Source organism: Dyella psychrodurans (assembly GCF_003363265.1).
Lineage (GTDB): Bacteria > Pseudomonadota > Gammaproteobacteria > Xanthomonadales > Rhodanobacteraceae > Dyella_B > Dyella_B psychrodurans.
Genome location: NZ_QRBF01000003.1, coordinates 254,669 through 273,457 on the forward strand (window position 1 = coordinate 254,669; position 18,789 = coordinate 273,457).

Here is an 18,789-nt window from a genome sequence, read left to right on the forward strand (position 1 = left end):
AGGCCCACTTAGGGTCGAAAGCGGACCTTTCGGCGGGTCGTTTCGACCACTATCGGCTGCCCGCGCTAACTAACAACGTTTCCTCAGTCCGGTTGGGCTTTGAGACGCAGTTTTTCGATCTCCTTTTTCTCGAAAGCTTTAACTCGTTCGCGCACTAAATGGACTGGGGCTTTCAATTCACATGCTAGGCGTTGAACGATCTGCTTTTTCGTTTCATCACTGGCGCTCGCAATGTGCTTCTTAAACAGACGATCAATGCGCCTTTCTTTTTGCGCTCTCTTCGCCTGGATGTAAGACCTGGTTAGTTGTGCGAGCTCAAATATCAAAGGCTGGACTTGTCTGGGCCGCGCGTAAACCGACATGTCGCTCTGAAGCGCCAAATGGCGAATTGGGGGGTATGGCGGGCCTTTTTTTATCGCCTTTTTCAACGCCAGCTCATAGGCATCCACCCGCTCCTGGCTAAAAGCGCGTCGTCTCTTAGGTACCCTTCGTTCTTTTTTACCCTTGAAGCCGATCGCCATTTGTCGACTTGCCTCCTCAGGGTCAAGAAGGATGCCGAGAAGCGGGATATCAAAATAATTTGCCATCCAAAGAAGTGAGTTCAGCTGCGGCCGAACCTGTTTCTCGCGGATGTGAAACACATCGCCGGCAAAATGAATCAGGTCTGATCTTTTGAACGAAGGATCCAATGCGTCGAGAAAGTGCCATGGCGCTGATCTTTCAAATCTAACGCCGGGGTTCTTGGCCACATAGTCAACAATAGATTCCAGATCAGTTTCACCAGGATCAGGATTGTCCGTGAAGTGCCAGTACTTGCCCTCATGCGAAAGACTTAATCTGCATCGACGGCACCTATCCAATTCGAGATCCAATCTTGCATCGCTCTGAGCAGCGCCGCAAAACGGGCAACATGTCATTAGTTTGATCTTGTGAATGGAACACCTTTCATATGCCTGTAGCCGCCAGAGGAGTCTGTCGTATAAAGGCCGCCCCGCCGCTCGGTCCTCCTGATAACAGCGTGGACACCATGCTCGGGGTCGTCGAGTCGACCCCGAGCCGTTCTTTGCACAAACGTCGACCAACGCGAGTAGCGTGCTCGCCCGGATATCCGATATACCCGTTGCATACTCAAGTGCTGTAACGAGTATCTCGGTATCAATGCTGTACCCATTAAGCCTTGATTCGATGCACTGCCGAGGAAGTGGCTGTGCTTCCCTACCGTTCTTCGCCCACCACATGGAGAGGTGGCTCGTTAACTGATAGCGAGTAGCACCATGTAAGGCAGACAGTCGATTTACGTAAGAGCTAAGACATTCAATCTCACGCGTCCCGGCTCCGCACAACGCTAGCTTCAGGTAGGTAGGCTCGCGCGCGGATCGCATCGCTACACTCCCACGGGATCCCGACCCGGCTTTCTCGTTCCTGGCTTTAATGACGCCCGATGTGCCCCTCTATTCCTTGATCGCCCTGGTATCGAGAGCTCATCGCCGTCCGTTGAGGCCAGCTCATTCATCAACGAAACACCCAATTCAATGTCGTCTTTTATCGGAGCGATTTGCTCCTTTAGCTGTGTTCTAGAGAAATGCAGCATCTTCAAGGTTTTCGATTTTGCAGCCTCCATCTCTGCGAGTGCCGCCGATATCCATCGAATCAGAAGACCGTAACAACCAAGCGTCCCTGAATAAATGAAGTTCCGATAGTTGAGCAGGCAGTGACCATTTGCCCACGGCAGCAACCGGTCTATGCTCGCGAGAATACCGTCGTAGACATGGATGTCAGCGCCGGTCGCCTTATAGTTGCTGAAGTCGATGAATGTTGCCCTGCCGTTCAAATGTGCCGATTGAAAGCAGGTCTTCAACAATTCATAGCCGCCGAACAAGATCAATATCACGCCCGTTTCGTTGGCCAGACACTTCAAACTATCCAGTACGGAACCGATGGCTCTATTGCTCTTTGTTCGCAGCAAATGGTGCGCTTCATCAATTAAGATAAAGCGAGTTCCCCGTGCACGAAGTGCCTTATCAAGGCGAGACCTCAATTTCGTTTCTGAATCTGAAAGACGCGCCTGATATCCATCGTCGTCGTAAAACGGGTGCTTCAATGCCTGAAGCATGCGAAGGGTTAAGTACTTGGACGAGATGAATCCTCTGTCTGTCGTCGCAGCTTCAATTCGTATCAACGGAATGTCGCTTCCTTCAACAAGATCGCTGCAAGCCAGCTTGCTTTCTAATAGCCGCGAAAGTGTCGTCTTACCCACCCGTGTCGGGCCAACAACCATGATGACGGAATCTGTCAATCCCAACGCCGCGTGAGCATAAACGCGATCAAATGCCTCCTCGAACTTTGGATGCATGAAGTTTGCCTTTCGCAGCTTCTTTAGCACGTCTCGCGTATTCATGACTGACCTCCAATTGTGTCGTCAAAGTGATCGAATCTTGGCAAGTTCGTTTTGACGGTAGGTAACTGCTTTGTGCTTGATGATTTGTTTCTCTTTGGATCAAGCTGAACGTTACGCATCGCGCGATCTTTTGCTCGACGCGTACCTTCGGCGATTTGATTGGCAATCTGCAGGTTGCGTTCCTCTTCGATTTGGGCGCGCACCGAGCCGGATCCGAGATGCAAAATGCTCTCCATCATTCGGCCTTCCGCAAATGGAAAGTCTTGATCGTCCTTACGTCCGTGGTAGCAGCTGATCCATTTATCGCCAATCAAGACATATAGGCACCTCCAGTCCCATGGTTCCCACATGGCATCAACCTTTGATTCGGGCGGAAGAAGGAACAGCTCCGGGCAGGAGTACCAGTGATCGTTATGCCGAACGCCCCTTTGCGGGTCCACCTTCAACGGTTCGCGAACCGGAATGGCGGACGAAATAAGAAATTGCTTATCGAACTCGACGCGGATACCTAAGCAACTGAGCTTCCGAAATCCGCCGTCCAATAATTGCCAAGGCGATTCGCAGCCACCCCGAACTGGAATTTCATTAACGCAATCCAAAAAGTATTTCTCATAGGCGTGAAAGGCGTCAGTTAATGTCCACTCTGCCCCTGCTTGTCCGCGATGGCTGCTACTGATGGAGCGTCCTCGCTCGTCATTGGATGTGCTTCCAGGCAGTGCGTTGAGAAACTCACTTTTAAACTTACGAAAGATCGTTTCAATCGTCGATCCAAACCGGGGAGCTCCGGGCGGTCGACTCTGCTTGGAAACACCGTACTTCGCCAGAAGCGTCTCGAAGTAAATGGAGTCGAACTCCTTTCCGTTATCGACAACTATCACCTCTGGCAATCGTCCATATCGACGAACGATATCTCTTAGAACTGTTGCGCAAGAAATCCTGCTTGGAGCGTAAAAGCTAAGCGACATTCCGACGATGGCGCCCGTGTATTCGTCGCGGGCCAGTGTCAGCCACAGCCTTCCAGTTATCTTCTTCCTTCCCACTATCACCAGCACGATGTGCTGGTCAGTTAGATAATGGTCGATGTGAACACGCTCGAATGGCCTACTTGCCCCTGGGCTCCGCTTCTCTACAGAGACAGGTGCCGCGGCGGCGTTGGCTGCTCGGTTGCCGCCTCTTTGCTCAGCTGTCTTCTCAAGATCCAAACTTCGGATAAGTTTCAAGAAGGTTGGGAAGCTTATGTGTATGACATTTGCATACTTCTTTTTCTTGCGCGCCAACGCTATGTCTTGCACATATAGACGGAACGCGGAGTAAGGCGTCATGCCGACCTTGGTGCCGTAGTGCTTCTCTATGGACTTAAACACGAGACGTCGGTCGACTCGGGACATGCGTGGCTCGCGTCGACCTTTCAATCGATGCTGGGGAACCAGCGCTAGAGGGTCACCACCCGCTCGCCGTAGGTCCTCGCGCCACCTTCGAAGCGTTCGAACTGAGACCATGATCGCTTCCGACAAGTTAATTTGACGCAGCCGGGTCACCATGTCAGCAGCGTCGCGGGGACGTGGCATCTTGTCGACGGCGAGATGGCCTACACCCTTCGATTGCGATAGCAGCCCTTGTGCTTCGAGCGCTAACTTAAGATCATCTTTGCTTAGAGCTACGAGTTGATTTTCTCGGTCAACCAGGTTGTGCTCGTCGAGATTCGCAAAAATGATCCCATCATCGATCAATTTTAGAATCAGCGTCTGATCATCAATGGCAAGCTGATCCATCAGTTTCGATATGCAAATAATCAGCTCTTTTTGTACGAATTCAGATGCGCTCTGTTTGAATGCATTCGTATAGCTTTTGCATTCCGCACGCCGTGCCTGAAGTAACAACTGAACATTGGCAGCCTTGACTTGACTTATGTCTCGATCGGTAATGACGATGTGCAGTAGCCCAAGACGCGAAAAGTACTCATCTGCCACGGTGTCTTGAAAACCGCCATTCTTGTACGCCCATCGATGGGCTCGCTGCTCTACCAGGTCTTTGCATGAGTCATAGGGCTTGATCTGCACAATTTGCGGACCACTTTCTTTGAGTACGAGCACGTCGGGCGTATATGCGACACGTTGCGTTCGCCCAATATTGTTGGGATAGACGAGGCTGACCGTCGTTGGCTGCTCCCAATATTCGAGGACGTCGTCGTCGTATTCGCAGAGGGAGAGAAATGCTTTTTCTAGCGTGCTTTCTGCACTGATCGTGCAACGCATTTTGTAGCTGGCATAGCGCCACACCGTATTGCGACATCCATTCGACGCGACGCGACGCGCTGGAGGGCTACATCGAACATTCCTTATGTAAACCGCGCCTTCTTCCGGCAGATTCCAACGCTCTAGAAACCCTTCAATGTCATGAGTTAAAGCAGTCATATTTAGGACCCTCAATTCGACAACGGCGAGTTGAGTGAGCCGAAGCGTGCCTAGCCAAGCGCCGGCAACGCCTCGGCGCTCTTCGCCAGATTCAGGACGAAAAGTCTTGACTTTTTCGGTCTAGGGGCTCTGAATATGAAGGCGAGCGGAGCCGCAAAAGCCCGCTTCATCTGGAAAAGCCCCGCCTCGCCGCGGGGTTTTTCTTTTTCAGCGCCCGGAATGTTTTATCCGCTCACGGGGCTGCCCTCCTCTTCGTTTGATGCTTCGGTTACGAGGTCGACGAGGGCGCTTTCAAGCCACGCTTTCACTACGTGCCTGGCCGCAAACCACCCGCGTCGCCCGGGAAGTTGAAACATGGGAATGGGGAGACGGCCTGTTTGTCGCGCTTTATTTAATGAATGAATGGATGGGTAGCCCATCGCACGCGCAGTTTCAGCCGAAGAAAGGATGGCTGTTCGAGGCAAGAACAGCTCGACGCTGGAGACCAGATGCCTCGTTGCCGTCATGCGGACACACCCTTGTCGGCTAGTCGCAGTCTGTCGCGATTTATCCATCTAGTCGCAGACCAACCGCGACATAACAGTTGTTAGCGGACAGACTGGCACTAAGGGCCAAATGTGTCAATAACTCATTGAAAGTATGGAATATTTATAGCAGACCACTTCGCATCCCCCGTCACCGCGGGCGCGCTAAGCTAGTGACACGGTCGATAGAGGGGAACTCGATATGCTTGGGTGGTGGATAACAATCAACCGTGCGAGCGACCCGCGCGAGACGAAAGTCGCTTCCTGGGAGGCGAGCCTTGGGGGCGATGATTGGCCCAATCATCTTGTCGAATGCGGCCAGGCTTCCCAAGTCCAATTCAATGGATATCCGAACCGGTATGAAGCAAGGGCTGCAAATGTCATCCCGGTTATTGAGCATGGTCCCCCGCCTCATGCCGGCCCTATGGTGATTGGTGACGACTATGTCTCGGACGGCGGGTGGTCCAGAGACTTCACGCTAAACGCAGACGTTGCTTCTAGATGCTCGCCTGACGAAGTGCTCATCATTGATGTGTGGGATCAAAGCTAGGCGGTACTGGAATTGCGAGCTCTTCACGAAGCCTCCCAGATTTGGCATACGCCATCTCTTCTAGGAGCGGGATGTCGGCGTCCAGTGGCGCTATTACTAAATCCCAGTACGGAGGTAATTCAAAGAGATTTGCTTCAATCCCAATAGCTCTGCACACCTCGTCCCTTAGAAAGCGTGCCGACTCTCTACTGAGGAGGCCACCTATCCAAAATGCTTCTCCGTACTTCAATTGCTCGCTGGCGTTGGAGAACCATTCTTTGATGACGGAATCTTTTTCGTCGTCAGTAAGCACCGTTCAATTCTCAGATTACTTTTGTTTGTGGTTAAAGAGTTTTTCAACCTCAATGCCCTTAGATCAGAGCGAATTCAATTCTTGATACTAAAAGAATTATTTTACGCCATTGACCCAAATCCCCAATTCTCGAGACGCACATATGCGTGAAACTTACATGCCACAACTGGGCACACCACGCTCGGCTCCAATGTTCCGTCTTCACTGACTGAATGCCCATTGAGCGTAAATGTATGCCCTTCCGGGCAAGCCATGGTCGCCTTGTATCTACGCATGGTAGACGGATGGCAAGGTGTCCAATACAAAGGAGGAGGAGTGTCCTGCTCAACAAGGTGTCGCTTTACCTCCACGGTGACAACACATGAAGATGGCAAGCTAGTCGGTATCTTTTTTGACCCGACGAATATCCCTTTAAATATCCATCGAAGGCATCGGATGAGTGGACTCAATATCCCCATATCCACGCCTTAACCTACGACACCGCGACAACCGTCGATGGGAGCATTCGCTGGGCCCATCCGAGAGTCAGAACCTGATAGCCGTTGGAAAAGCTTTCGATCACAAATTCCCAGACGCACCCGCTCGCATCGGCAAAGGCATGAGTGCATTGAAGAACAGGCCCAGTCTTCCTATAGGCGACTTGCTTCTCTAGGACTGGATAAATGTCCGCGGGGGCTAGGTCGCCAAACTGAATGCGAAATGCCGCCGATCTAATAAAGTAGCGCCAAGGGTCCGGACCATCGTGATCGCCGATGGCTGGATGCTTTGGATGAATGCTAATCAGTCCAAAAACCGGTAGGGCGGGATCTCGGTCTTCGACGGTTCGCCAAAAGGTCGAAAGAATGGAATTGTCGTAGCGCTTGGCAAGACGTCTGATTGAATCAAAACTTAAATTCAAATCGCGTGCATCATTGAAAAATTGGTCCTGCAAGAACAGGAGTCTCCCGGCACCATAGTTGGCTTCGGCCTCCAACGTGGCATGGCAGCCGGGATCAAGCGTCTGAGTGTTGTCCCCCAACAAATAGTGCTTATGCCATGGGGTGACACTATGAGAGATTTCGTGTGCCTCAATCCAACGATGTTTGCGGTCCGGAAGATTGGCATCCACAAAGATTCGCGAGTCTTGAGGCACCCAAAACGCACACAGTCGTGACTTAGCCAACGCACTCAGCAAATGCTTTCCTGCATCGGGCAGAGTCTTCCGCGTCAAAATTTGGAACTTGTGGGTCAGCTCACCTATAAGGCTCACATCCGAACTGCTGTAATAGCGAAGATCCAACCTTAAGAGTGATCGAACATCTTCTAGACGCAGCGGCGGCTCCGGTCTTCCTAGATCCGAGAGAATGCGATCGACCTGGTCTCGAATTCGGCGCTTCTGAATATCACCGACCAGGACGTCAATCACGGATGTACCTTAGCCGTGTCGCGCAGCGTTGCCACAAATGCGTTGAGCGCGTCAGTTTCTTCGTGCGTCATGGTTGACAGATCTTCAGAGTGCGCAGCGTACCGCACCGCTTTATTATAAAAAACTCTATCAACAGCATGGGTTTGCCCAGCCATTTGGGAAAGATTCGCGAGCGGAAGGTTAAAGAACTCAGAGAGCTGATAGATAAAATAAGCAGTAGCAGTAAAACTTGGATCACGCTCTACATTTCTAAGTTCTTCTTCATCTACATCGGCTTGCTCGGCAAGATCGGTTATCGATAAACCTCCTTGTCTTCGTAGTTGACTTACGAAGACTCCTAACGCAAGACGCATTTGTCTTACTACGCGATCGTTCGCGGGGGCGCTCTCCGACGTCAATAGTTCATCAGTACTTGGATGCATTAAGCCAAGACGCGAATCAACTTCAGCGTCATCACCATGGCTTTCGGAGACCTTTTTGCGCATCCATTCATTGGAAAAGTGCAGTTTCATAGGAGTTCTCTCAGCCATTCTCAAGAAATTCTTTCGCTTGTTCCTCTGTTGCCTCGAAATAAATCATGTCCTTCTCAGGATCCATGCCGAGATTCGTAAAGTTGGTTTTTTGTTCATACCAACTTACTGATTGCGGAAGTGAATGCAGTCCAAGCCGCCCCTTCAATTCGGATTCAATGCTAAGGCTAATGGCAGTACCGAGAAGAATTTGGCCAACACCTCCGTAAATTGGTGTCGGAGTGAGCTGGCTCCGATTCCAAGGCGCTGAAGCCAGCATTTCCACATAGACCATGTCGAGGCCTCTTTGATCCTTGTGGCGAGCAAATTCGGACAAGTTGAGGAGCATCATGCCCTGCGTTTTGCCGTCACACTCAATTGCAAATGATTCGAGCGACATGTCGGCATTTGCTTTTCGCCCCTTCTCTGTCCACGCCCAGTGCGCGTCCTGCGCGTTGACCTTGCCAGATTCGAGCCAGGTCGAGAAGGATGCTTTTGCTTGAACAAGCGTCGGCCTCCATAGCCGCTCGTAATCGTCGAAATTTTTCTGATCCAGTCCGCGAAACAATTGTGCTTCCACAACATTCCCTGTGCTGCGTTCTGACAGCAACACGGTTGCGACGAATTCCTTCGTCCAAGAGCCCGCGACCGAATCTCTCATAGCACCATCAACTCCGTCTTTTCTTTTGTACTCGGACGCTCGACGAAGACCTTGTCGCCGCTGTCCAACCTCTCAGTAACGGACTGATACAGCCGCAGTGCCTGGCGCACGAGGGCCGTCTTAGTCATACCCCGCGACTCGGCGAGCTGGTCCAGAACCAGCATTTCCTTGTCGCTGAGCACCAATGTCATTTGCTTGCGATCCATGGAGCAGCCTCTTAATGCTTCGGTCGTGACAATACTCTTTATAGGCCAGAAATACAAGTAATAATGGCCTTTAAATGGCCGCTTGACATGTATTAACTGGCCATTTAATCTGTATACGTCATAGTGAGGTATCTCCATGAACACCGAAAACACTCATCATCACGAAGGCGGCCCCAGCCATAACGGGCAGGTCGAAGTCGCCATTCGCTCCCCCAAAGGCTCCTTCCCGGCGGAGGGCTTCAATGCCGTGCCTAAGGATCAGCGGATCAAGGACGAGCTGGATCGGGCAAAGCGCGCGCTTGGTATAGAAGACGCCTCGCACTGGGTCATCCGAGTCGCCGAGCCTGGGGGTGGCAGCCGCCCCGTCGACCCGGACGACACCTACGAGGGCAACGCGCTGCGCGGTCAGGTCACGCTGGAATGGCACCCTCGAAATGACGTTGAGGTGTCGATCTCCACGACTGCAGGCTTCTTTCCCGCTGAGGGCTTCAACACTGTGCCTCTCGATCAAAAAGTCGAGGAAGAGCTCCACAAAGCTCAGCTGGTGCTAAAGATCAAGGACACGAGCAACTGGCGCGTTAGCGTCGTCGGGCCAGGTGGAAAGCGTCCTATCGTGGCGTCGAGAACTTATCGCGAAAATGGTCTGTTCGGGAGGGTGGAGATTGATTGGGGTCCGGGTGAAGGTGGTGGTGGCTAATGCATCCGGCGGCCGTCAAAGAGTTCTTCGATCGTGACGTTTCGAATCTAACCCCTGCATTGGCAACACGTAGGGGGTGGACGATTCATTTACTAGAGTTTCCGACGATCGACTGCTCGTTCCATGCAAATGGCCGTACGCCATTGCGTATTCAGATGGCATGCAACAACTGGAACGAGACACCACCTTCGGTAACGCTGCACACGTTCGATGGTTCATTAGTCACTGCGGCGCCAACTAACCCTACCGGGATCTTTCATCCATCTCCACATCCTACGACGCAACGCTTCTTCGTTTGCATGCGGGGAACGCTCGAATACCACACTCATCCGAGCCACCTGAACGATCCCTGGGAAGCCATCCGTTCCAATTACACACTCGGCGACATACTGACGCAGATCTGGCACGGGTGGGAAAAGGGAGCGGGTTGAATGATCGTCCTATGTAACGTCAATGCGATAGACACGACACTTGCTCACCTCCGCGAAGCCGGCTCACGCAACTGCGAGGGCATCGTCCTTTGGCTCGGACGACGAACTCCCAGCGCAATCCATGTCGAAGCTGTTTATCGACCCGCCCACGTTGCACGCGAAGATATGTTCCACATTCCGCCGGCCAGCATGACTGCTTTGCAAGCCGAGCTACGGCAAAGACGCCTGATGGTTGCAGCCCAAGTCCACTCCCATCCCTTGGAAGCATTTCACTCAAGAGCAGACGATCAATGGGCGATCATTCGACATGAAGGCGCCCTTTCACTCGTGATCCCCTATTTTGCAAGCCAAACGACGACTGGGACGTTTTTAAAGGATGCAAAGGTCTACCAATTCTCGGCCAATGCCAAATGGACCGAAGTGCCAAGTAAAGAGGTATCCAGTTCATGGCTTCAAATAAAGTAACTACGGAATCGCATAACGAGAACGCCATCACTCTGGCTGCGGCCCTTGGCTTGAGCCAAGAGCAAGCCTCTAAATTACTCAACTTGACCGTTTTAGTGACGGCTCACGAAGGTGATCCAATTGGGCTGCAATTTGCTCAAGAGGTCTCTGACCTATTGGTCAGAACCGTTGACACTGTCGCCTCGACCTATGTCGAGCACACAAATGTTGAAATTGTCATTGGCGTTGCCAAACCAAGAACGAATGCAACCGCGATTTATGTCAGTCTAGATGAACAGAGAGCTGTCATAAGCAGCCACCCATGCGCAACTTCCGCCAGTCAATACGCACCTAAGATCTTCCACCTTATCGCAGCGTGCTACACGTCGGCAATGTCGCTCTATTTTGCCACAGGAAGCCAGCTTCCCTCGGGCATACAAGATCCGTTGAAGATCATATTCGCTGATTTCGGAATCGATCCAGCCAGTGTTGAACAACCAGTCGACATCGGCCATGCCTACCTTGCCGGCGCGGGCGCCATCGGTAACGGTCTATTGTGGGCAGCTCGTCATCTTAATTTTTACGGTCAGTTAGAAATTGTCGATGACGACGATGTGTCGTCTGGCAATCTCAACCGACAGGTGTGGTTTGATACCGACGATATCGGGCAGCCAAAGGCCGCGCGCTTGGTTAAGCGCGCTCAAAATGCCTTCCCAAATCTTAAACTTGTTCCGAGGCAGCAGCGGCTACAGGATTTGCAAGAGCACAATCATGACGCATGGCTGGCTCGGTTAATCGTTGCCGTGGATAGTCGGCGTGCAAGACGAAGTTTGCAGAGAGAGATTCCTGGCGAAGTATTCGACGCTTCAACGACAGATATAAGAGAAGTCGTCGTCCATTACCACAAGCAACCTAATCTTTATGCCTGTCTGAGCTGCATTTACGAGCAGGATGAAGAAGAAACTACGCGGGAAAGGCACATCGCGGATCATCTTGGCGTCTCAATCGAAGAAGTAAAAACAGAACGAATTTCCGATGCATCTGCTGAGGCAATCGTCAGGCGATTCCCAAAGCTTTCAGGGGCCGCGATAGCGGGAACTGCTTACGATTCTTTGTTCAAAACACTTTGCGCGGAGGGCGAACTTAAGGACGTCTCAGATAACCGCGTCGTAGCACCTTTCTCATTTGTCTCGGTATTGGCTGGCTCCCTTTTGGCTCTTGAGCTAGTTCGTCGGCTAGGTCATGGTCACCGTGATACTGGCTTTAATTATTGGCGATTGAGCCCGTGGCACGAGCCTTTGCCACGTCGACGCGCACTCCGTCCTAAACAGTCAAATTGTGAGTTTTGCGATGAACCGATACTCGTCAAACTTGCCACGCGATTTTGGGAGAACAAAGAGACGAGCCGCGCTTAACGCTCATTCCTACGAGGCACTGAGCGCTGACAGCGCCGTATAGCGCTCAGTGGAAAGGGCTGAGACCTTCTTTACAGCGAGAACATAACGCATGGTATCGCACCGTTTCGTCGCCCTTGTAAGGATGGGCTATGTTTAAACTTTCAAGTGATAATCCGATAGACGTGAAGTCTTTATGGGACGTCACCAAGGTCTTTGCGGTCTACGGTGCGTTTCTCACAATATGGATTATTGTGAAAGCGCGGCTGTTTCAGATTGGTGAAGTTGACGCAGCCGGCAACCTCTTGAATGAGCCAATAGCGACTGTATCGTGTGGTGTGCTTTTGATTATTGGACTCGTCGGAGTGATGGCTGCGTACGTGCTTTGTCCGTCTGGCACGCGGCTACGTGATGTTTGGCTTGTTCGCAAATGGGCGGTGCCGACCCTCAATGCTGGGCTGTCAGCAGGGGCAATAATGATCGGATTTCTTGCCGGATCGGGACTCGCCCTTTTGCTCCTGTCGCATATCGGGATCGCAGGACATGCAGATGGACTCTATGCGATTGGGCTTTTGAAGAGCGCTCTGCTTGTGTTGATGCTTGTGGCAGGTATTTCCTTGCAATCACGGAATCTTTTTGTTGAGTCCCTGCAAGAGCGAAAATTTATGCTCCTTCTCGTATTTGCCTATTGCGCCTTTGTGTTGGGATCTCTTTGGTATCTAGCCAGAGATGCCTTTTCGCATGCATTCGTCGGCCTGCTAACTGCCTGCTTACTTGTCGCGGCGGCGTTTGTATACAGATGGGCAAAGGGAAAGAAGCTTGATTGGCTCGGCTAACCGCACATAGGAATGGAGCCAGGGGCACTTGAGCAAGTAGCGCTTAAGCTCTCCTTTCGGTTCAGACGGCGACGTGTTGCTAACCAGATTAAATAATCTTCATCCACAACAACAAAGGCATTTCGGAATGGATTGGGACTGGTTTTTTAGCTCGATCGCGCAGTCAGCCGCCGCGATCGTGGGTATCTTCGGTGCTTTCATCATCACGAAGGTTCTATCCAATCAAGCGCAATTCGGTGAAAGGTCTGTCCGCATCCGAACTCTAAAGATCACCGCCTCTAAGCTGGTGGATAGCGCAAACAATCTCGCGTTCGCGTGGTACATACGGCTAAATAGGGAGTATCAACTGGAGAAGGCAGAAGATCTCTTGGAGGAGAATGACAATCTGGATCCTGACCAGCTTTATGCAAAGCTCAGATTCCCGTCCTTCCTCGCGCGCGAAGATGCCATTCAAGATCTTCAAGCCATCAAAGCTCGTCGTGCTCGCGAAGTGGAGGAGGAACGGCAGCGTCTGGAGGAAGAACTCAAACAGCTCGCGGAACTACAAAAAACGAGTAGGCTATTTGGGCTGAATAATCTCATGGGGCTTGGCGCAGGCACGCCCGGCTTAATTGGGCGACCAAAGGCTATAGTTCCCCGGTTGTTATCTCACCCTCACGAGGAACTCGCGAAGGAGCGCGACGCGATCGATGCGCTGGAAGTGGAGGTTCGCCATCACATGAGAACTATCTCAGACTTTTTGATGACGATATCCTCAAATCCGGAATCGTCGGTGGCGATAACGTGGGCCTTGGTCATGGTCGCTGCACTGTTCCTCGTTGGCGTGATTTATCCCTTAAGCTTCTTGCCAACTCCTACCTCGTGGACTCCAGCGTTGGAACTACATGGGTTCTGGACCCGCTTGTTCTCATTGAGAGGCGTACTACTAACGATCGTTTCGTCTATCTTCCTCGCTGCGCTAACCATGTTTGCAGTCATGAATCGCCGCTTGCGGTATCCGCAAGAGGAAGTCCAGTCGTTGGATAAGTTCACGCGCATCGGAACATATTCGGCGTACTATGCGATCGCCGAGGAGAACGAAAAGATCGCACGCGGGAAAGGCCAGAACGTATGACTACTTGCCCCGCCAATGTGTTGACATAACTCACGAGGTCACTCTGGATGATGTCAACTGGACTAGCACCGATCCAGAGCTTGCTCATAAAGATCTTCCTGAGAGAGCCTATCGAGGCTCCTCATTTTGGTTGGCACCTGTGAGTCTCCGGCTGACAGTCTTCGGAAAGCGATCTCCAACCTTGCGGACGGCGGCGTGGAATATTCAGTACGAGGTTGCGCCACTGGCGCCGCACCTGTATCTGGCCAAGACCCAGCCTGCCGCCATGCAGTAAGAGCCAAAGCGTGGCATCTGCGCTGACGCGGCCACCAACTCCTCAACCACGGCCTGATCCTTGGCCAGCGGCTTCAGGACTACCGTGCCTCGCCGCTAATTGGTGCGCGAAAGGATGAACCGGGCGATAGCGCGACCGAAGCCCAGGGTTCTACGCACAAAGAGTGCCCAACGCCAGACAGTAGGATGCCCTCGAATCGGACGCCGGCTCTAAAGACGGAAATTTGGCCGTGTTTGGCTCAGTGCGACTTTCCGGCCATTGATGTGGACAAGTTATGCTTTAACAGCGCGGACAACTTATGCTTAAACGAACATTTGTTGCGCTTTGAATCAATGGTTGACCGCTTTGGCCAACCATTGATTCAAATTGCGAAAGTTTGGCCGACATGGCGCGATTAGATTTTTCCTAGAAATGCGCTCCAGCGCATCGGCTAATTCAAGACCATCGTTTTCACTAGGCAAAATCGCGCCGCAATGCCCGCTTCGGGTTACGTGCTCAACGGGTCAATGCAACACTCAAAGACTGAGGAATCGGGTGCGTGTTGTGATGGTGCCCAACCGTCGATCGCGCGCTCCGGGAGCAACGTGCTCCCGGAGCGGATGACGCATCATTCTTTGTCGTACCCGAACTGCAAGCCCGCCGTGCCGCCAGTTTCGATAAAGAGATTGATAAATGCCGGCACAGTTTCTTGGCGTTGCCAGTCGCGCTGCAGTTCGCAGAACAGTTGCGCCACACTGATCATCTTGCCGCCGGCCTGTTCAATGCGTCGCAGTGCCATGTCGTGCGCGGCGACCGAGGTACCGCCCACGGCATCGGCGACCACGTACACCTCGTAACCTTCCTTCAATGCATCCAACGACGGAAAAGTGAGGCAAGCCTCCGTCCAAAGCGCCGTCATGATGAGTTTCTTGCGGCCGGTGGCTTCCACAGCTTTTCGAAACTCCACATCCTCCCATGAGTTGATGGACGTACGGTCATACGTTGGATACTTGTCCAATACCTTGCGCAGTTGCGAGATCGGAGGCTTGTTCAGCCCGGTCTTCACGTTGACCGTCGAGTGCACGATAGGCAGGCCGTATACGACAGCAGCCTTTGCGGCGCCAACGATGTTGTTCACCAGCAACTGGCGATCCATCGACGCGATGGAATTCACTTGCACGGGTTGATAGTCGATCAGGACAAAAGCCGCGTTTTGTGGTGTTAGCAGATGATCTTTTGCGGGATCACGAATCGGTTCGCTTGCCATGGGTGTCTCCTTATTCAGGGTGGGTGGAAGTACTTGAGGTTTGCGCAGGCATCTGGCCGAATTGCCCGCTGTTGAAGTCGACGATGGCCTGGTTGATTTCGTCGATCGTGTTCATGACAAACGGGCCGCGGCCCACGATCGGCTCGGCGATCGGCTCGCCGCTCAACAGCAGCACAGTGCTATCCGCCTGCGCGTTGAGCAGCACCCCGGTGCCCTGTCGTTCCAGCATCACAAGCTGGGCATCGCGCGCCGTGGCGGAGCCGTTTATTTGCACGGCCCCATGCAGCACGATCAGTGCGACAGTGTGGCCTTCGGGAATGTCCAAGCGCGTTGCTCGATCTGCATGCAGACGGATATCCCACACGTTGATGGGCGTGAACGTTTGTGCAGGTCCTCGATGACCACGGTAGTTGCCCGCAATGACTCGGATATGTCCCGCGCCCTCCGACAGATCGAGTACGGGAATGTCACGATTGAGCAAGGTTTGATAACCCGGTGCGGAGAGCTTGTCCTGCGCGGGCAGGTTGACCCACAGCTGCACCATTTCCAGCACGCCGCCAGTGCGCGTGAAGTCGCTGGAATGGAATTCCTCGTGCAGGATGCCGGACGCGGCAGTCATCCACTGCACATCGCCCGGACCGATCTTGCCGCCTGCGCCGGTGGAATCGCGGTGTTCCAGTTCACCCTGGTAGACGATGGTGACGGTCTCAAATCCACGATGGGGGTGCTTCCCCACGCCGCGCGGTTTCCCCGACGGTTCGAACGTGGCGGGACCGGCGTAGTCGAGCAACAGAAACGGGCTTACGTGTTGCCCGTGGCTGTCGTAACTGAAGATCGAACGAACCGGAAAGCCATCGCCAACCCAGTGGCCGCGAGGGGCGCTATACACACCAAGCACTTTCTTCATTTCCCGTCTCCTGTGGCGCGGCCCACGGCCGGCTACTGTTGACAAAGGACGTTACGCTTGGAACGATGGTCTCGGTAGATAGCAATTTTTGCTCCCTCCGTCCTATTTTCAGAACGATGGATGCTGCCATGCGGGACCTCAACGACCTCTATTATTTCGCCCACGTGGTGGAACATCAGGGCTTCGCGCCGGCCGGCCGCATCCTGCACATACCCAAGTCGAAATTGAGTCGACGCGTCGCGATCCTCGAGGAGCGGCTGGGCGTGCAGTTGATCCAGCGATCATCGCGCCATTTTTCGGTGACCGAAATCGGTCAGGAGTTCTATCGGCATTGCCAGGCCATGTTGGTGGAAGCGGATGCCGCCGATGACGCCATTGCGTACCGGCGCGCCGAACCCCAAGGTATCGTGCGGCTGACGTGCCCCATAGCGCTGCTGCATGCAAGAGTCAGCGCCATCCTTGGCGACTACCTCGCGATGTACCCGAAGGTGAAGTTGCAACTGGAGGCCACCAATCGCCGTGTTGATGTGATTGCCGAAGGAATCGATGTGGCGATTCGCGCCAGGCCACCGCCGCTTGAGGATAGCGATCTGGTTTTGCGCGTCTTTGCCGAACGAAGCTGGAAGCTGGTCGGATCGCCAGCCATCATCGCATCGCTGCATGCACCGGATGTACCGGCGGATCTAAACCGTTTCCCCACCATCGATCTATGCCCGCCCAGCGGTGTCCATGTGTGGGAGCTCATCGGACCTCAACGCGTCAAGGCATCCATTCATCATGATCCGCGCCTGGTTACGGACGACATGATCGCGCTGCGCACAGCCGCCGTGAAAGGCATCGGCATCGTGCAACTGCCAAGCATGGTGGTCTCCGGTGAATTGAAAGCTGGCAACCTGGTTGAACTGTTGCCGGACTGGACGCCCAAATATGGCGTCGTACACGCAGTATTTTCTTCACGTCGCGGCCTGCTTCCCGCCGTACGTAGCCTTATCGACTTCCTAGCGGAGCGGTTGGCTGTCGATGAGGACGAGACAACCGGACCGACCGCAAAGTGATCGAGCCTATCCACATGGTTATTCGCACACCAACAGATCCATTCGCGACGTGCATGGGCGAATATCCGCTCCGACCAAAACTGCGCATGCGCTCGAAAAGACAGCGCCGATTAGACTTAGTTCGCTCATCGGACGGATCGAGTGAAAAGGAGCCCGGCCGAACGGTTTCAGCAATGTGTTGCGTTGACCGGTTGAAGTCGCAGCCAAAAGCAGGCATGAGCGTTGCTACGAGTACTCGGAGTAATACCCCTTTTCTCCGACTCCCAAGCTCTCAAATGGGAGAGCGTCGTCCGCACAGGATCGCCGCAATGCCAGTTCCATTGATGGACATGTGAACGAGCAACCGTTCTCTGACTCCTCCCAATCGACCCGTGCTTTCAAGGCATCGAGAAGTTCACCCGAGGGCCTGTCGAAGACCGCGATGTCAAACAACAGCACGTCCACGTCTGGCCCGCGCGAAAGCTCGATGAATTCGACCCATGGTACTTCTCCAACATACGAAACCTGCATAGATCCATCGAACCAGATATCGATCGCATAAGTTGAAAATGGCGACCGCTTGAAGCTTCGCTGTGGTTCGCCGAGAGCCGTTATCACGGACGCCCTGCTAAGGCCGAAACCCACGCCAGCAACGCCAGACAAAGGAGCAATCGTTAGCTTCGTTGTCATTGGCACCTCTTTGAAGTTAATGCCTGTGATACAGGTCCTGTAATGGCATACATGGATTCATTCCTGTTCGTTGTTGTGCGCGATACGTCCGCCAGGCACATGTGAGACTCAGGGCCCTTCAGAAACCCACTTTAGCGTGGCCAGCCAAAGGTCGTGGCCACGGTGCATCAGACTCTCGTCGGTCTCACGCAAGTGGGCAGCATCGGCACCCTTGCCAACTTCATCCATGACAACGTCACAAGCATCGCCCGCGGATGTCAGATACCAGGTGTGGTAGAACGTAGGCTTGGCACCTGGCGCATAGCCGTACCATCCGATTCGCGTATACGGCACGTACTCGTTAACTTTGCTTTCCAGCGGCAGTCCGAACGTCGTCCAGCGAAAGACCGTGCCTTGTGCGAGAGAAGGGCTGCTGCCAAAGATGCGTACATGCTTCGAATTGGGGTACCAATCCGGCCATTTGTTCGCATCGATGATGTGTTTCCACACTCGCTCGCACGATGCGTTAATGACAAGCTCGTTATGCGAGAACAGATCCGCCTTTTCAGGCTCGAATCCAGTTGGCCAATGAATATCGTGCGAACGATTTTCAAGGTCTTGTTCCATGCTTCCAGCAATCGTCGCCACCTTTTGTTGGGCTTGCGTGCTGGATTGACTCCAGGCGGGCGCCGCTGCGAGCGCTGCCACGGCCAAGGAAATCAAAGCGCATCGCGCGGTTGTGTTGCGATTGATCATGACGTCACCCTCTCTTACAGGTAGAAGA

18 protein-coding genes and 1 pseudogene are annotated in these 18,789 nt (G+C 53.1%); 6 read left to right on the forward strand and 13 right to left on the reverse strand.

Annotated elements, in window-relative coordinates:
* Positions 1 to 83: 83 nt before the first annotated feature.
* The 9 genes and pseudogenes from DWU99_RS21205 to DWU99_RS10330 all read right to left on the reverse strand — a co-directional run bounded on the left by DWU99_RS21205 (position 84) and on the right by DWU99_RS10330 (position 8,959).
* The gene (locus DWU99_RS21205) at positions 84 to 872 is read right to left on the reverse strand and encodes a hypothetical protein (protein ID WP_233511037.1); all 789 of its coding nucleotides are present in this window, start codon (positions 870 to 872) and stop codon (positions 84 to 86) included.
* Positions 873 to 929: 57 nt separating this feature from the next.
* Positions 930 to 1,382, reverse strand: a pseudogene (locus DWU99_RS21440) (TniQ family protein); the annotation flags it as partial.
* A 2-nt stretch (positions 1,383 to 1,384) separates the two neighbouring features.
* Positions 1,385 to 2,398: an AAA family ATPase gene (locus DWU99_RS10300; RefSeq protein WP_115477938.1), complete on the reverse strand. Its 1,014-nt coding sequence runs from the start codon at positions 2,396 to 2,398 to the stop codon at positions 1,385 to 1,387.
* On the reverse strand, positions 2,395 to 4,812 hold the full coding sequence (locus DWU99_RS10305; protein WP_115477939.1) for a TnsA endonuclease N-terminal domain-containing protein: 2,418 nt from the start codon (positions 4,810 to 4,812) through the stop codon (positions 2,395 to 2,397). Before DWU99_RS10305 ends, DWU99_RS10300 begins: the two co-directional genes overlap by 4 nt.
* 1,048 nt (positions 4,813 to 5,860) lie before the next feature.
* Positions 5,861 to 6,178, reverse strand: a complete 318-nt coding sequence (locus DWU99_RS20790; RefSeq protein WP_147292906.1) for a hypothetical protein — start codon at positions 6,176 to 6,178, stop codon at positions 5,861 to 5,863.
* Positions 6,179 to 6,650: 472 nt separating this feature from the next.
* On the reverse strand, positions 6,651 to 7,583 hold the full coding sequence (locus tag DWU99_RS10315) for an ImmA/IrrE family metallo-endopeptidase (protein WP_115477941.1): 933 nt from the start codon (positions 7,581 to 7,583) through the stop codon (positions 6,651 to 6,653).
* Positions 7,580 to 8,095, reverse strand: a complete 516-nt coding sequence (locus DWU99_RS10320; RefSeq protein WP_158543256.1) for a helix-turn-helix domain-containing protein — start codon at positions 8,093 to 8,095, stop codon at positions 7,580 to 7,582. The genes DWU99_RS10315 and DWU99_RS10320 overlap by 4 nt, the downstream gene beginning before the upstream one ends.
* 10 nt (positions 8,096 to 8,105) lie before the next feature.
* Entirely contained in the window at positions 8,106 to 8,753 is a 648-nt protein-coding gene (locus DWU99_RS10325) for a hypothetical protein (protein ID WP_115477943.1), read from the reverse strand.
* Complete coding sequence (locus DWU99_RS10330; RefSeq protein ID WP_199535757.1) at positions 8,750 to 8,959, reverse strand: ribbon-helix-helix protein, CopG family; 210 nt, start codon at positions 8,957 to 8,959, stop codon at positions 8,750 to 8,752. Before DWU99_RS10330 ends, DWU99_RS10325 begins: the two co-directional genes overlap by 4 nt.
* A gap of 136 nt (positions 8,960 to 9,095) precedes the next feature.
* On the opposite strand from DWU99_RS10330, the gene DWU99_RS10335 reads away from it, so the two are divergent.
* The 5 genes from DWU99_RS10335 (at position 9,096) to DWU99_RS10355 (ending at position 13,875) form a co-directional block, all read left to right on the forward strand.
* Positions 9,096 to 9,656 (forward strand): hypothetical protein, encoded by a 561-nt coding sequence (locus DWU99_RS10335; RefSeq protein WP_115477944.1) that lies wholly within the window; start codon positions 9,096 to 9,098, stop codon positions 9,654 to 9,656.
* A 431-nt stretch (positions 9,657 to 10,087) separates the two neighbouring features.
* Positions 10,088 to 10,552, forward strand: coding sequence for a Mov34/MPN/PAD-1 family protein (locus DWU99_RS10340; RefSeq protein ID WP_115478183.1), 465 nt, complete (start codon positions 10,088 to 10,090; stop codon positions 10,550 to 10,552).
* Entirely contained in the window at positions 10,534 to 11,946 is a 1,413-nt protein-coding gene (locus tag DWU99_RS10345; protein ID WP_115477945.1) for a ThiF family adenylyltransferase, read from the forward strand. The genes DWU99_RS10340 and DWU99_RS10345 overlap by 19 nt, the downstream gene beginning before the upstream one ends.
* Positions 11,947 to 12,077: 131 nt before the next feature.
* Positions 12,078 to 12,761, forward strand: a complete 684-nt coding sequence (locus DWU99_RS10350; protein ID WP_115477946.1) for a hypothetical protein — start codon at positions 12,078 to 12,080, stop codon at positions 12,759 to 12,761.
* A gap of 127 nt (positions 12,762 to 12,888) precedes the next feature.
* Positions 12,889 to 13,875 carry a hypothetical protein gene (locus DWU99_RS10355; RefSeq protein WP_115477947.1) on the forward strand — a complete coding sequence of 329 codons (987 nt, stop codon included), beginning with the start codon at positions 12,889 to 12,891 and terminating at the stop codon, positions 13,873 to 13,875.
* Positions 13,876 to 14,756: 881 nt separating this feature from the next.
* Here the strand turns inward: DWU99_RS10355 and DWU99_RS10360 are convergent.
* Together DWU99_RS10360 and DWU99_RS10365 are read right to left on the reverse strand one after the other, a co-directional pair.
* The gene (locus tag DWU99_RS10360) at positions 14,757 to 15,395 is read right to left on the reverse strand and encodes a hydrolase (protein ID WP_115477948.1); all 639 of its coding nucleotides are present in this window, start codon (positions 15,393 to 15,395) and stop codon (positions 14,757 to 14,759) included.
* Between the two features lie 10 nt (positions 15,396 to 15,405).
* Complete coding sequence (locus DWU99_RS10365; protein WP_115477949.1) at positions 15,406 to 16,302, reverse strand: pirin family protein; 897 nt, start codon at positions 16,300 to 16,302, stop codon at positions 15,406 to 15,408.
* Positions 16,303 to 16,430: 128 nt separating this feature from the next.
* Here DWU99_RS10365 and DWU99_RS10370 point away from each other — a divergent pair, with 128 nt between their 5' ends.
* Positions 16,431 to 17,357 carry a LysR family transcriptional regulator gene (locus tag DWU99_RS10370; protein ID WP_115477950.1) on the forward strand — a complete coding sequence of 309 codons (927 nt, stop codon included), beginning with the start codon at positions 16,431 to 16,433 and terminating at the stop codon, positions 17,355 to 17,357.
* Positions 17,358 to 17,582: 225 nt separating this feature from the next.
* Here DWU99_RS10370 and DWU99_RS10375 read toward each other — a convergent pair whose 3' ends face one another.
* Together DWU99_RS10375 and DWU99_RS10380 are read right to left on the reverse strand one after the other, a co-directional pair.
* Positions 17,583 to 18,026 carry a hypothetical protein gene (locus DWU99_RS10375; protein ID WP_115477951.1) on the reverse strand — a complete coding sequence of 148 codons (444 nt, stop codon included), beginning with the start codon at positions 18,024 to 18,026 and terminating at the stop codon, positions 17,583 to 17,585.
* A gap of 108 nt (positions 18,027 to 18,134) precedes the next feature.
* On the reverse strand, positions 18,135 to 18,761 hold the full coding sequence (locus DWU99_RS10380; RefSeq protein WP_115477952.1) for an SRPBCC family protein: 627 nt from the start codon (positions 18,759 to 18,761) through the stop codon (positions 18,135 to 18,137).
* Positions 18,762 to 18,789 lie beyond the last annotated feature (28 nt).

What these genes read in the sequence shown, in the direction of transcription:
- DWU99_RS10380 (WP_115477952.1), bottom strand. Translation starts at nt 18,761, where the DNA reads ATGATCAATCGCAACACAACCGCGCGATGCGCTTTGATTTCCTTGGCC.
- DWU99_RS10320 (WP_158543256.1), bottom strand. Translation starts at nt 8,095, where the DNA reads ATGAAACTGCACTTTTCCAATGAATGGATGCGCAAAAAGGTCTCCGAA.
- DWU99_RS10370 (WP_115477950.1), top strand. Translation starts at nt 16,431, where the DNA reads ATGCGGGACCTCAACGACCTCTATTATTTCGCCCACGTGGTGGAACAT.
- DWU99_RS10365 (WP_115477949.1), bottom strand. Translation starts at nt 16,302, where the DNA reads ATGAAGAAAGTGCTTGGTGTGTATAGCGCCCCTCGCGGCCACTGGGTT.
- DWU99_RS10325 (WP_115477943.1), bottom strand. Translation starts at nt 8,753, where the DNA reads ATGAGAGATTCGGTCGCGGGCTCTTGGACGAAGGAATTCGTCGCAACC.
- DWU99_RS10360 (WP_115477948.1), bottom strand. Translation starts at nt 15,395, where the DNA reads ATGGCAAGCGAACCGATTCGTGATCCCGCAAAAGATCATCTGCTAACA.
- DWU99_RS10330 (WP_199535757.1), bottom strand. Translation starts at nt 8,959, where the DNA reads ATGGATCGCAAGCAAATGACATTGGTGCTCAGCGACAAGGAAATGCTG.
- DWU99_RS10345 (WP_115477945.1), top strand. Translation starts at nt 10,534, where the DNA reads ATGGCTTCAAATAAAGTAACTACGGAATCGCATAACGAGAACGCCATC.
- DWU99_RS10300 (WP_115477938.1), bottom strand. Translation starts at nt 2,398, where the DNA reads ATGAATACGCGAGACGTGCTAAAGAAGCTGCGAAAGGCAAACTTCATG.
- DWU99_RS10305 (WP_115477939.1), bottom strand. Translation starts at nt 4,812, where the DNA reads ATGACTGCTTTAACTCATGACATTGAAGGGTTTCTAGAGCGTTGGAAT.
- DWU99_RS10350 (WP_115477946.1), top strand. Translation starts at nt 12,078, where the DNA reads ATGTTTAAACTTTCAAGTGATAATCCGATAGACGTGAAGTCTTTATGG.
- DWU99_RS10335 (WP_115477944.1), top strand. Translation starts at nt 9,096, where the DNA reads ATGAACACCGAAAACACTCATCATCACGAAGGCGGCCCCAGCCATAAC.
- DWU99_RS10340 (WP_115478183.1), top strand. Translation starts at nt 10,088, where the DNA reads ATGATCGTCCTATGTAACGTCAATGCGATAGACACGACACTTGCTCAC.
- DWU99_RS10355 (WP_115477947.1), top strand. Translation starts at nt 12,889, where the DNA reads ATGGATTGGGACTGGTTTTTTAGCTCGATCGCGCAGTCAGCCGCCGCG.
- DWU99_RS10375 (WP_115477951.1), bottom strand. Translation starts at nt 18,026, where the DNA reads ATGACAACGAAGCTAACGATTGCTCCTTTGTCTGGCGTTGCTGGCGTG.